Raw genomic sequence first — 13,978 nt, 5'->3', positions numbered from 1 at the left:
GAGGTATCCTTAAAAAAGCTAACAATTGGTAATGTGATTTGCGATTGATTTTGTTGTCTGTGTTTACCAAGTAACGCCGACCCCGGTATAAAAGCCTGAAGTTGCCACATCATAGATAAATCCATCGTTCTGATAATTGATGGAGACATAGCGATAACCCAGCTTACCAATCACGTTGGGACGAAAGGCATAGTTAACCCCGCCAAGGAGTTGCCATGTCAAGTTCGACCCTGAACTGGCACCGCCAATATCAGCATAGCCGACAACACTCCATTGCTGATCAAAACTGTGTGTAATCCGTACTCCAGCATAGGGATCTACCCAGCGCTTACGCTCTGAAAAATTCCGGGAGATAGTGGTACCAGGGAACAGTGGTGAATTAAGTTGAGCGTTTATATCCCAACCAACGATGTTATAGCGAAGCCCTGCCAGGGTATCCACGGTAGTTTGACCATCAATGGCACGGTAATAACCTGCAGCAGAGTATTGCTGTTGCGTAATGTTGCCGTTTGCAGAAAGGCTGACTAATCCATTGGGGCCTGAAATTCCGCCATGATCAGAGACTCTAAGATAAATGCCATCCAGCAATAACCCCCATCGGTTATAGCGAGCCTCAAAAGCAGCCATTCCCCCGATATCCATACGATCCCAGATATCAGAGAAGCTCTGATCGAATGTCTGGCCGTTGCCGGGGCCTTTATCTAAGCCTAGGGTACCGCGTTGGCCAGTGGCCCAAATGTAGGGCGTAAATTCATAGTGCCATTGATTGGCATTCACATCGTTTACTGCGGCTTGAGTGAGGGGGATAAATGAATAGGTGAGTCCTAAAATCAGCGTAAAGCAACTTATCCTTTGACGATAATTATCTTTATTTCTCATCTGACTTTTCCTGTTTTAAACAATTCCCAGAAGCAAAAGGCACGCTATCTTTGAGATTTTTTTGAGGCGAAAATAAGTAGCCCGTGAAACCCCAGTCCTTTCTAGGGGGCCAAGTTGCCATCCGTTGATGGCATGCGATTTGTCGTTCCTGTGAGAATAGTACATGTGGACCAAATCCCTAATATTTCAAGAAGGGATGAGGGGGCACCTACTTAGCCGCTCAGGTCAGCCACAGAAAAAAACATGATTAAAATCAGGTGGGTAGATACTACGACAGCAAGTGTGTTGATCGCCAGTATTGGCACTGGACATGATTTTAAGAACGGTGGCCAGCTTGCAGCTTGGCTGGGTCTGACACCATCACAGCACAGCAGTGGAGGTAAGGCCCGGCTGGGGGAAATAACGAAAGCAGGTGACGCTTATTTGCGCACTTTGCTGGTTTAGGACGCTAGGTTTGTAATGATCGGCGTGGAGCATAAACAGGATCCCTTCAGTCGGTGGGTATGTTCACTGATCAACCGCCGGGGTTACTGGCGTGCAGCCGTCGCAATTGCTGCAAAAAACGCCCGATTATGCTGGGCATCATTGAGTTATGGCGATGGATTTAAGCTGTACTCATCACCAAATAGCTGAAACGGCTCTGTCGCATTAAGGCGCTGTTCGGTAACATGCTATTTTTTGTGATGTTACCTACTCATGTCTCTGATCCGAAAAGCTTTCAGTCGCCTACATTATCCCGCCGATATATGGCTCAGTGTATCCGCTGGTATTTGGCTTACTCACTGAGTTTACGCAACCTGGAAGAGATAATGGCAGAGCGCGGGATTGTCGTTGACCATTCAACGCTGCATCGTTGGGTTATCCGTCTGATTCCCTTGCTGGATAAGGCTTTTCGCCGACACAAGCGCACAGTAGGTCGGCGGTGGCGAATGGATGAAACCTACATCAAAATCAAAGGCCAGTGGAAATATCTCTACCGCGCGGTGGATACTTCAGGCCAAACCATCGACTTTCTGCTGACCGCCAAACGGGATGCTGCCGCGGCATTACGCTTCTTTCGCAAGGCCATTCGACACCACGGCGAACCTGAGATAGTGACCATTGATAAAAGTGGCGCTGGCACGGCAGCGCTGACTACACTCAACGCCGACAAACCAGAAGAAGAAACCATGACTGTCAGGCAGAACAAGTATCTGAATAATCTGGTTGAACAAGATCACCGCAATATAAAACGCCGCATACGCCCGATGCTGGGATTCAAATCGTTTCGACAGGCACAGACGATCCTGGCCGGCATCGAACTGCTCAACATGATACGAAAAGGGCAATATCAACACCCGCAAAGTGAGGGATTGTCAGCCGCGGAACAATTCTACTTGCTGGCTGCCTAAATAACCAACAACGCAACTTTTGCCAACTTCATGTCACTAATGCGACAGAGCCCTCGCTGGTCAGAGGTAACAGAAAAGCTGTTGGCTTATTTATCAGGAAATAAAGCTGCTAGTGGAGTACTTCATGCTGCTGTCAGCGAAGCCCGGCAAAAATGCGGCCTCCAATCTTCCAATTTTACTGTGGTTTCCGCACGACATATTCCTGTCTCAGACAGTCCTGCTAATAACAACCTCTCTGCCAAACTTCAAAGTGAAGGGGCGGTTAACACTGAAATACCGGAAGAATCTTTCTGGCATTGGCTGGTTGCTTCGGTGGCCGATGGCCGGCTCACAGTTAACGCCCGGGATAGTTTGGTACATATCATAAAACAGCATGTTTTTGTTCAGACGCCAGACTGTTTTTATCGTTATTTAGCCGCGGAGCCTAATTCTGAAATAGATAAGAATGATATTCAGAAGAACTTTGAGGCACTAAACCGTCATTATTCCCGTAACGACAAGGGTATCTATATTTACCGTAAATATGAAAACGGAAAAAAGGATGGCCGATTTATCAAATCATTCGGTTATATGATCCCGCTCACTCTTATTTTTACTCATGGAATTTTCCCCAATGACAGTAAGTGGCTGTCGCCTAATAAATAGAGTGTTAATAACGTATTCAATAAATCTATATGGAGATAGAAATGAATCCGGCTAATTACGATGATATTCTTCAGGACTATTTTTTTAGTAAGTCATTAAGACCTGCAACTGAATGGAGTTATCGCAAGGTAATCAATTCGTTCAGACGTTATACGGGTGATAATCTGTTACCCAGTGAAGTAAGTCGGCTAACAGTTCTGAACTGGCGACGGTATGTTTTAAATGAGCAGGGACTTTCATCAATAACCTGGAATAATAAAGTGGCGCATATGAGAGCTATTTTTAACCATGCGCTTTTACATGATCTTGTTGAACTCAAACATAATCCGTTTAATGGAGTGATAGTCAGACCTGATGTGAAACGTAAAAAAACACTGACTCAATCTGAAATTAAAAAAATTTATTTGATTATGGAAGCGAGAGAAAGGGAAGAGCATGTTGGAATAATGGATAAATCACGATCTGCATTAAGGCCCGCATGGTTTTGGCTCACGGTGGTTGATACATTGCGTTATACCGGTATGAGACAAAATCAACTCCTGCATATACGCTTGGGGGACGTCAATCTAAATGATGGATGGATAAATCTACGGTCAGAGGCCTCGAAAAACCATAAAGAACATCGGGTACCGATAGCCCGAGTGTTACGTCCGAGACTGGAGCGGTTGGTTGCAGCGGCGATAGACAAAGGGGCTAATCAGGTGGATCAGTTATTCAATATCAGTCGGTTTGACGGGAGAAAAGAGTCTGTCACTGAAAATATGGATAATCCACCATTACGTTCTTTCTTCCGCAGGCTTTCAGTCGAATGTCGCTGTACGATTAGCCCACACCGATTCCGGCATACGATCGCCACTGAGATGATGAAATCACCGGATCGTAATCTGAAAGTGGTTCAGACCCTGCTAGGGCATTCAAGTATTGCGGTCACGCTGGAATATGTTGAGGGAAATATAGACAGTCTTAGATTGGCATTGGAAGAGGTTTTTTCAGGTTAGAAAATGTTTTTAAGATGTTTTAAGTATTGAAGGTAGTAAATTACCGTTTTCCTTAATAGGAAATCGACAGTTACGTTAAAAAACTGCCAATATCTGCAAAGAATTGACATAAAAAAACCGAAGATGTATTAACATTCTTCGGTTTCTTCGTACTCTATATTCAACCAAGGTGTAGCAGTTACAGCCTACTTTCACGATGATGATTCGGGCACTTTACCATGCTTGTTAAGAATCTCACTTCTTAACAAGCAGGTTATGAATAGTGGTGCCCGGACTCGGAATCGAACCAAGGACACGGGGATTTTCAAAACTCGTGCTTAAATTGGTCACGATTAAAACAATTCATGATTAATTTGTCGCGCTTTCTCGCGTCCTTCAGTAAGTTGCTCAGATGTCGAGATAAAAACTGACAGTGTATGTCTCCATTGCCCTATACCCTCGAAGTCGAAGTGAATCGCCACGGGTTCATAGCTCCTTCCTGAATCTGCCATCTGGCGATGATTTATGCCGCTATAGCTCAAATGTTGACCGGTTGATATTTTCCTGATTCCTCTAGCGGTCTCTGTTCCTATTTATCTTTCAAAACTACTTTTTTATTAATTTGGTAATTCTGACGGTAAAGGCCAGTCTTCTGGTACCAGGGCAGGGGGCTTGGTCCAGGGAAGCTCGGTTAAAGCATCCTGGAACCACTGGTCGCGAAGATTTGCGTGTTCTGTCACGATAAGCTGGAAGCCTGGGACTTCTTCTTGTGTAAACTTCAGCAGTAACTTAAACAGCCTACGTACTGCTGCTAAGTCAGCATCTGCTTCCGTTTTCTGAACAGTACCATCAGCCTCCTGGTAAATTTTTTCAGAAGGGAAATAAACTTGGGTAGGCTGATCAATTAGAAGAAACTGAGGAATGGGGCAATTGTTCTTTGAGGCAAAGAGATGAAGAGCTAACAATGCAGACAGGTGATAAGCGAGATGATTTTCGCCACCGCCAGTTCGACTCATCGGTACCGGACGATCTGTACGATCAAAGATAATAGTCATTTGGCTTAGATCAAACCGTGCAGGGAGCCCCTGAAATTCTGCATCAAAAGCCAGGATGTAGCGTGTAATCTGTGACGAAATGTTATTCAGAATAGATATGAGCCTTTCATGGCTGCTATCAGCTCCAACTTTCCTTTGTAGTTCTTCGACTTTGAGCTTGAGACGACGGTTTTCTGCTTCATATGTTGCCAGCTCTGAGTTAGGTACAAGGTCTTCCAGAAACAAACTAATACGACCAATTACTCTTGCAGCAGCATTATTGCGTGTGCCTAATTGCTCAATAACTTCGTTTGCCGCGATTGCCGCAGCAAGCTCCACTTCTTTGGCTCTTATCGTACTTACAATGGTCTGAACCTCATCTTCTAGTTCAGTAAGATAAGCATCCATTTTAGGGCGTTGACCAACTACAATGCTCATTTCAGCGTCGAGAGTTGTTAGTTCGCTCAGGAGTGCTTTTGCAATTGGAGATTCCAGTGCTAAATTTGCTTCACAGAATGGCCATTGCCATTCGCCAGTTTCCGGATTTTTCGGTAGTGCCTTGATAGAAGATAATCGGTCTTGCTGTTCTAAAACTTCGTTTTCAAAATTACCTGATTGCTTGGCATACAACCGAGCAGAATCAATTCGGGACTGGATCTGACGTCTGTCTTGTCGTAAACACGCAATTTCATTTTCAAGAATGGATATTCTATATCCATCGTCTTCAGGTATGGATGACGGAATCCATTGCATTGCAGAACGCAAAGCATTAATTACTTCGTCAGTTCCGATTCTGTCTTTGTCTTGTGTGATGATACCTACGGCTCTGGCTTCAGATAAAAGTCCAGAACCTTTTAGCAGTGATGTATCGATTGTATCGCGAGCTTGTTCAAGACGTTTGGCGTTGATTTTCAGATCTCGCTGCGCTGTACGGAGTTTGGCCTCAAGTTCATAGCGGTCATTTGATGAAATGCCTAGAAGAATCGGTAATGTGTCGCGAATAGCTTGTGGCTGAAATGCCTCATTTTGTCGATAAAAAAGTTGATCTTTATTTGCTACAAGGCCCTGCTTTTGGAAAAGGTAATAAAAAGTATGCTTGATGTTTGCATCAAAGCTTTCTCTGCTGTGCCCAATTGCCACATCTGTACGGTTCTCGCGGATGCCAAGTAATCGTGACAACAGTGCGACTACCGAATTATCATCGGTGTTAACCGAGAGGTCTTTGAAATTCGGTGCGGTCAGTTCATTTCCTCGTCGCAGCATAACGGTGCCACAGCTTGTGGCTCCTGCATTTGGTGTTGGTTTCGCGATCAGTACCTGTTCCTGTGAAAATTGATAAATGACTGCGAACCATGACACTTTATCGCGAATAATACCTTCTGGTACGTTAAAGGTAGAGCGACCCATGCAGTATTCAATGATCTCAGAAAGAGCTGATTTACCGGTTGAGGAACGGCCAGTAATGACATTTAAACCATTAACCTTAAATTGCAGGTCCCGACGTTGGCCATCATGGCTGTAGACATGAATCGACTTAATTTTCATGGGCGTATTCCAAAGGTCGTGTACACCGTAACGCGATCTGCAATACGGGCAAATTCTTTTCCTATATAGCGCGCGACACGCTGGCATGAGATAGATTCTTCAGTCCCTATGATCGATTTGCGAACTTTATTAGGTACAGTTTTCAATCGGCCGTCTTGCGTTACAACAAAACATCCTCGTTCCATGAGCACTCCAAAAGCTTCAAGCGTAAATGGAAGCATATTATTGACGCGGTTAGCAAAATTAACGAGTAATTTGGGGTTGTTTTCTATAGTTTTCAAAAGGTAGCGGCGAGGATTTTCAGCAAACACTTGGCGAGAATCTTTTTGCAGACATAATGGTAAAACTAAAAGAGCCAGAGAAAATGGTATGCCCTGTGAGTTTTCCTCTTCGTAGCTCTGCATTGCTCTGAATAGTACAACACCACAAAATGCAGGATTGAAAAGATTCCTTATCTCGAATGGACGCTGATCCCATTGCTTCATGCTTGGGCTCCTAACAATTGACCAACTCTATTTAGGAAGTGGGGATGCCAGAAAATTTTGGGTAGTGGTCTGCTGTTCGCAAGGATGTGAAATCCTCCTCGAACTACATAAGGCTCAGTCACTCGTTCTCGGATACGCAATGAGTGAATATTACCACTTTCAAGATCGGCCCATTGATACAATGCTTTTCCCGCAGTAATAAGTACTTCGTCAGCTGAATTTTCATCTAATTCTTCAAAAACGACGTCTTTATAGCGACTCCATTCATCAACAAGGCGGTCTTCATAATCTTCCATCTCTCCTGTAACCAAAAGGTTTTCACGAGCCCATGAAGAACGCTGCTCAAACGCTCGGTAGTAGTCGAGAATAGCGTTTCGGATACGATTAGAGGAAACCCCTATTTCACGGAGCTGCATAACAAAGAGCCTGGAATCATTCATCGCGTCGATTTCTCCAACGGGCATTTTTCCTCTGAACGTAATCGGCAGATTATCCGATTTGTACTCTTCAGAAAATGCTGCAAGTTTGTCGGAAATCTCATAACCAAAAATCGCCTCTTTACGTTTCCCTGTTAGCAGATCGACTATGGTGTTATTCCACCACCCTTCAAGTCGTTCAAAAATAGCGTCTCGGTTATCGCGTCTAATTATACGCATGTGCTGATTTTTAATAATTGCTGGGAGGTCTTCAATGCGAGGCCCACCATCAAATATGACTATCCGTGATAAGAAGTCATCTTTTTGCTCATCAGTCAGTTTATTGAACTCATCGGCTATTGCCGTGATCAGTTTTGACTTGCTTCTAGCCAGAGCTGTGTTGGCGAGGTGAGTTATTGATACTGAATTATCGTCTTTTGTTGGCGGTTCGACTAAGAGGTGTTGCAGGAACGAGGCGTTTGAGATAGTTCCGGTCGTAAACAGAAAGAAACGAAGATTTGCTTCGGTTTTACCATCACGATTATAGCGGTCAAGCCAGATACGGACTGACTTCCAGAAATCGGTAGACAGGTCGGTTAGAGTATCCCCATCCCCCTTGTGTTTGAGCGATGCCAGTGTTTTGACACCATCAGAATTGACGAAGTCTAGGTCATCATCTTTTTCGATCAAAACAGATGTATCTTCTGGCCACTGTAGAAGCTTAAGTAGCGCAAAACGAGGCTGATAGATATACCCTAAGCCCTGTTCACCAGCAGCGTATTGATCGCTAGATACTCCGGTCATTTTTAGTCCCTGCGTCGATTGCGCTTTCAGCTGTACGGCAAAATGACTCATGAAAGCAACAAGCTACCATCCAATGTTCGGCGGTACGTATCACATCATCGATATTAGCTTAAAACAATACCACTGTGTTTCCTGCGCGAATAGAAAAAGTAAGTACTTGGGGATGCTAAATGTGAAGTGAATAGCCTTCCGTGCCGAGGTTTATCGTGCTGATGAGGCACTTTGTAACCTGAATGGAAAACGGCGTTCGGTCATGTGAAGGTTTTCGTTGGAAAAACGCTTCTTCATGGGGTCCCTCACGTTGCTGATGAAGACATTACTAACATCGGGGTGTACTAATCAACGGGGGCTGGTCATGCTAACAGCGGTATTAGTTTAAGTCTAACTTTCGATTTAATACGCAACGTATAGTAAAAGTAAAAAAACAGCAACGTAAGCAAATGGTTTTATATGGTAGGCTAACTTAGATAGGATATGTAATAGGTCTTCTCCTATGTAATTCTTACGTTCGTCGACCATTGTGGGTGGTGCGGATGAAATAATAAGAGGAAGCCAGTACTTTGATGAAAATGAAACTTCATTTTGTTTTTCTTTAGTGTAAAGATCATGGCCACCATTGAAATATCTATTTAAAAAAATTGCTGAGTTATCATAGTCAAATCCACTTTTCCCGGCATCTCCTAAACCTAGAACTAAGCACTTAGATGCTACTAAGATATAGTCTTTGGTACCGCATTCATTCACTGTTAGTTTTGCTGATGATATAAAATGCTCTATGTTAAATGATGAAGTCAGCGGGCTTCCACAAAGTATTATATTCTCAATTTTACAATCATTATTTAGCTCTTTTAGAGCATCAGATAAAATAATTGTACCATAGCTGTGAGCAATGATAGTAATATCTTTGTCTTTATTGGTGATGATGTTATTCTTTAATCGTTTTGCGATCTGCTTAGTTTTTCTGTTTCTTAGTGGTGGGAAAATAAATGATACCAAATCGAAAAAACCATATTTCATTTCTATGAAATCGAACGATTTTGAATGGGATTTTATTTCATTCGCTAAATTCCCCTGCCATTTACCAAATGTTCTTATCCCATGTATAGTAATTAATACTTTGTCATGAATTAATTGAGATGCCTTTCTCTTGGATTCTAAAGCTGTTCTTATTTGCTTAATAATGGTATTTAACCAATCATGGTTGCTAAGACTTCCATCAAGGACTATAGATGCATTTTCATAGAAAGTATTTCTATAGTTTCCAAGTTCAGATGTATCCGCTGTCAACCCAATAATTAAGCTCGGTCTAATATATTTTTTTTGTGAATTTGATATGTCAGTTAATAAGTTAAAGCTGTGAACCGCCTGAGGAATACCGTTTAATTTCTTTGGTATGAGAACATCGAGTATTAAAATATCGGAAACTTCAAGCAGGCACTGCCTGGCTTTATCTGCAGTTTCTACATAGCTTAAATCGAGTTGAGTAAAGAATTCACATTCAGAAAGAGTCTTTTTGATGAGATCGACTCTTTTTTCTGAGTCATCGACTACAATTATCTTTAGCAATTTAAATTCCCTATAATTTCCTTAAGATTTTCCTGCCATAAAGTTTCTGATGAATTGAATAGAATACATCCTTTATAGTTATCACCAAAGGTGGAAAGTAAGTCATGTATTTGCTCAAGGCTTAGGTTTTCTGTATTGATGCTAAAATCTTTATAACCAGTAAGAACAACAAAAGATGGCAGTTGCCCAAGCTTATTCAATTTTGTAGCAATTTCTTTTCCAGCAATCGAACGAAATCTACCTCCTTGTGTGGTTTCACTTCTGTCAAAAGTGGGCATGCTCATGTCTAAAATTAAAAAATCAAATGTTGAATCACGCGCTGCCGAAAGACCACTGTTGTACGATGCTGCTTCAACTATATTAGCTGTATAGAACTCATTTAGGAAATTAACGATTTTTTCACGCTTTAATAGATTGTCTTCTATGATTAAAATATTCATTTTTCAACCTAAATATTGATATGAAATAATTGTCACTTGTTTCAATATCGAAACAAAAACCGTCTGAAGAGTTTTTTAGTGTGCTATATATTTTATATAATCCACTCCCACCTTCTTTTGTGTTTAGGCTAGAATGTTTCTCATTCCATTTGCTTTTCTCTCTGGTTATTAATTGACGGGCTTCATCTTGGGATATTATATTAAGCTTGTTAGTTATTCTTATAGTATTAATTCCTCCACTGTTATCATGGGATACATAGACTTCAGTATTGGGATGAGCATATTTACATGAGTTTTCTAGTGCGGTAAAAAGAGATATAAATAAAGAGCGTGATTCTCTGTAATTTAAGATTAAGTCATTCTTGACGAATTCATATATAGGGGGGTGATATTTATGCCCATAAATTTCTTCAAATGAGGACATTGTTGCTTCAAGAACGACTGAAAGTTTTTCATAATTATTTATATCATCAGAGCCTACAAAACGGAACCAGTTCAAAACTAATTCTATTTCTTTTTTGAACAAGGTTCTTGTGTTTTTTATTTCCTGCGTAAGTTCAATAATTGCTGCGTCTCTTTTAACTGAGTTAATGCCTTCTTCAAGCAGGTCTAGAGCATTTAATATTTCAGGTGCAAGGTAATCATTGAGTTTGTCTTGTGCTGAGCGAGCGTTCTCAGCAGTTATTTCCCACATATAATCAATAAGATTGCTAAAGAATTCTTCATAATCGGAGGCGTTAGTTATTATTTCTGAAACTCTTACCAAACGATGATGATATACTATGTAGTTAAACACATGTTTAGATTTTAAATCGGATATTTCTACACGGAAGTTCTCGTTAACCTCATGTAGTAAATTATCGATTTTTTCTGAAAAATGGCCGAGTAATTCATCAAATTTTCTGACAATATGATTGTTTACATAGGAATACTTGTCAGTCCAATAGACATTAGATAGATATTTTCCTTCCTTTTTTATAGTGACGAGATGCGTTTTTTCGAAACATGATCTAATTTGTGTCGTAAATACAATATGCCTAATTTCAGCGCTTAAATACTTATCTAAGCCATAGTTCTCATCAAGTGCAAAATCGGCGACTATGTTTCTGAAAATTGTAAAGAGCATTTCCATTTTTTTACTTGAGGCAACTGCATTTCCCTCAGCAATCTCGAATAAATCTTCGGAGTTAATTCCTTTAGACTTATCGAGTGGAGTAAGCAAAATACCCCCTTTTGTTTCGATAGCCTGCTCGAATAAGTTCTGATAAAAGTGTTTTCTTTTATTCACCAAGGAGTGGACATCGACATATAATTTCCCAGACTCAATTTTCGCCCTAAGTTTCTCAGAGAAAAGATTTTCAAGCACACTATCTTTCTCCTTTTTTATTTGTTCCTCATTAATGCTTTGTGCATTTATTAGTAAATCTAAAATTGCAATTCTCTCATGCACTACATCATCGTTTGAAACGTAATCTGTAAAATTATCTAATTGCGATGGAATACATATATATTTTAGAAAGTATTCTTCTTTAGCACTGAATTGATTGGTTTCGAATATTTTGGAAGGTCTATGGGTTTTATTGAAGTCCATAAATTCTTCGAATAAATCCGTTTTGATATCTTCATAGTTATTGTTTATTACCCTGGCCATAATGTCATAGATAACTAAGGCGCTGATAAATATATCATTATCATTTTTATCGATACCAGTTACTAACCTACATAATGTTGCGATTGGCAGGTAGAGCGATGTAAAAGTATTAGATAAATAATTTTCAATGCAAAAATCTATAGCTTCTGTAAATTTATTGTTTTCTATAAAGTAGCGGCATTGAGTCTTTATAAAATCAGATTTTATTGGAATGATAGAGCTATCTACTAGAACCTCACTGGTGTCATTTTTACCATATTTTAAAGCGCGATATTCTGGCAGTTGTCCACACTCTGAAAGACTTGGTTTAGGAGAGTAATTTTTTATCCTTGCTTTTGAAGTGTTTAATTCTCCAAGAATACGAGTTTGTGTTCTAGCTGACTCCACATCATCTAAGTCAACAATCTCCTCTAGTGTTGATAGCAGATGAAATGTAAGGGATTTAGCCCAACTTTCTAATTTGAATTTAAAACAAATGCTCTTTAAAAAATCTAAACTGTCTAAAGTATTTTTGTCACACTGTAAGATTCGTGAGAAATTGGCGGTTATTTTATTCAGTAGAGTATCTTCTTGGGATGTTTCATCTAAGTATATTTTTGTTCTTGTTAATATTTCAATAAGTCCATAGTATTCATCGTTAGTATTTATTATTAGACTGTCAATGCTTTTCTTCGCATCTTCATAGCAACCCATTGTATATAGCTTTGTTATTTCTCGGATGTTTTCCTTTGTTGTGTTATCATCATTTATAAGTGTTCTTAATTCATCATCTTCAACCAACTCAGATAGTTCTAATAACAATGATTTTAAATCAATAGGTATTGAATTAAGAACATTATCTTCCAAGATAATTTCTTTTAGAAAGATATATTGATCAATCAGTGATTCATAATTTTCGATTTTTATTAAATCTAAAGATAATGTTCTCTTGCTATCCATGTAGGGAGGTAGATATTTTAATGACTCTACTGCACCTGCATCAATCGCTGATTGAACGCATGAGCTTCTATACTCATCCATTCGTAATAAGAATTCTCTTGTAAATATCTCATATGAGCTACTTTCTGAAATTAATAGTAATTCGCTTATTTTGTTTTTGATGTTTGCCCGAGGAAACATTGTGGGCAATTTCTCAAGATAATCACGTGTATCTCCTAGGTTAAATTCTTTAAGAATATGAAGCTTAATCTGTACGGCCCACCAGCTTTTGCATCTAATATTTAAGTCGTCAATTAATGTTAATGCTTTTTCAGGGGTTCCGTTTAAAATACTGCTATTTATTTTTTTTCTTGTATTATTAAATGCCTTTAACAAATCGGCATTGCCGAAAAAAAGACCAATCATCCAATATATATAATTTTTTGAGGTGAGTAAATTACTTGCATTACTAACATCATAATGCTCTGTACTGGAGTCATAAATTGGTATAAAAAACCTAGGTAATAAATTGCTTGAAGCTAATTGGAATATTGGTGTGGTTGCATTATAAACATTGAATTTCTTTATTTCTTCAATGATCCTATTATTCAGTTCTGTTGTTGAGGTCCATCTGTTTACATTAAAGATCTTTGGATCATAAAATAATTTACTTGATCGTATTGGATTTCTGCGCACATGTTCACCTTAGTTGCGATTATTTTTTATAAAAAATAAGAACGCTACCGCCCTCAGTTGTAACACTGATGTGGTTTACTCCATATGTTTTAACCTTATGTTACAGCACGTTAGTTGTATCTGGAAGTTTTACGTATATACAAATTTCGATGATTGATGGAAAAGCATATAACTATCAACGAAATGTGTTTTTGAGTGGTTTTGCCTATGGAACTTAGCTAGAAGCATACTCGATTTGTTGTAGATTGGGTTGTTTCCAAATTGGTGAGTCTTATATCTTTAGACTTTCCATTATTGGCGTGTAGAAGTTATGTTGAGCAACATATGGGTAACATAATGTAATGTGCTCGGATGGGAATATTGATAACGTACTGTTTATAAAGGATATGATTGGAAGTTATTCAGCTTCAGTGCTGACATTACACATTGATTTTTAAACTTGTTGTGATTGTATGAGTTGACAGGTTAAGTCTAAAAGCGAATCCTGCATGTAAGTATATGAGTAAAATCATTTATTTATTTTTTAAAGCT

10 protein-coding genes and 1 pseudogene are annotated in these 13,978 nt (G+C 39.7%); 4 read left to right on the top strand and 7 right to left on the bottom strand.

Going from position 1 to position 13,978, the window contains the following annotated elements:
• Positions 1–63: 63 nt before the first annotated feature.
• Positions 64–879, bottom strand: coding sequence for an outer membrane protein (locus AT01_RS08805; protein WP_042546869.1), 816 nt, complete (start codon positions 877–879; stop codon positions 64–66).
• Positions 880–1,140: 261 nt separating this feature from the next.
• On the opposite strand from AT01_RS08805, the pseudogene AT01_RS08800 reads away from it, so the two are divergent.
• The 4 genes and pseudogenes from AT01_RS08800 to AT01_RS08785 all read left to right on the top strand — a co-directional run.
• Positions 1,141–1,512, top strand: a pseudogene (locus AT01_RS08800) (transposase); the annotation flags it as partial.
• Positions 1,513–1,575: 63 nt separating this feature from the next.
• A protein-coding gene (locus tag AT01_RS08795; RefSeq protein WP_235427259.1) for an IS6 family transposase occupies positions 1,576–2,270 on the top strand; the annotation gives its coding sequence in 2 pieces (ribosomal slippage) (positions 1,576–1,627 and positions 1,627–2,270; 696 coding nt in all).
• An 81-nt stretch (positions 2,271–2,351) separates the two neighbouring features.
• Positions 2,352–2,915 carry a conjugal transfer nickase/helicase domain-containing protein gene (locus AT01_RS08790; RefSeq protein ID WP_235427257.1) on the top strand — a complete coding sequence of 188 codons (564 nt, stop codon included), beginning with the start codon at positions 2,352–2,354 and terminating at the stop codon, positions 2,913–2,915.
• A gap of 41 nt (positions 2,916–2,956) precedes the next feature.
• Positions 2,957–3,913, top strand: coding sequence for a tyrosine-type recombinase/integrase (locus AT01_RS08785; RefSeq protein ID WP_042546868.1), 957 nt, complete (start codon positions 2,957–2,959; stop codon positions 3,911–3,913).
• A gap of 596 nt (positions 3,914–4,509) precedes the next feature.
• On the opposite strand, the gene AT01_RS08780 is transcribed toward AT01_RS08785, so the two are convergent.
• The 6 genes from AT01_RS08780 to AT01_RS08755 form a co-directional block, all read right to left on the bottom strand.
• Positions 4,510–6,471, bottom strand: coding sequence for a DUF3732 domain-containing protein (locus AT01_RS08780; protein ID WP_042546867.1), 1,962 nt, complete (start codon positions 6,469–6,471; stop codon positions 4,510–4,512).
• Positions 6,468–6,956, bottom strand: a complete 489-nt coding sequence (locus tag AT01_RS08775) for a three component ABC system middle component (protein ID WP_042546866.1) — start codon at positions 6,954–6,956, stop codon at positions 6,468–6,470. Before AT01_RS08775 ends, AT01_RS08780 begins: the two co-directional genes overlap by 4 nt.
• Complete coding sequence (locus AT01_RS08770) at positions 6,953–8,176, bottom strand: ABC-three component system protein (RefSeq protein WP_042546865.1); 1,224 nt, start codon at positions 8,174–8,176, stop codon at positions 6,953–6,955. The genes AT01_RS08775 and AT01_RS08770 overlap by 4 nt, the downstream gene beginning before the upstream one ends.
• 393 nt (positions 8,177–8,569) lie before the next feature.
• Complete coding sequence (locus tag AT01_RS08765; RefSeq protein ID WP_042546864.1) at positions 8,570–9,742, bottom strand: alpha/beta hydrolase; 1,173 nt, start codon at positions 9,740–9,742, stop codon at positions 8,570–8,572.
• The gene (locus AT01_RS20195; protein ID WP_052489958.1) at positions 9,736–10,182 is read right to left on the bottom strand and encodes a response regulator; all 447 of its coding nucleotides are present in this window, start codon (positions 10,180–10,182) and stop codon (positions 9,736–9,738) included. Before AT01_RS20195 ends, AT01_RS08765 begins: the two co-directional genes overlap by 7 nt.
• Complete coding sequence (locus AT01_RS08755) at positions 10,142–13,447, bottom strand: hypothetical protein (protein ID WP_042546863.1); 3,306 nt, start codon at positions 13,445–13,447, stop codon at positions 10,142–10,144. The genes AT01_RS20195 and AT01_RS08755 overlap by 41 nt, the downstream gene beginning before the upstream one ends.
• Between the last annotated feature and the right edge of the window lie 531 nt (positions 13,448–13,978).

The sequence above is a fragment of the Yersinia aldovae 670-83 genome (assembly GCF_000834395.1).
In the GTDB taxonomy this organism is placed as follows: Bacteria; Pseudomonadota; Gammaproteobacteria; order Enterobacterales; family Enterobacteriaceae; genus Yersinia; species Yersinia aldovae.
The sequence above is the reverse complement of the archived record's forward strand: the minus strand, read 5'-3'. Positions and strand labels throughout refer to the sequence as shown.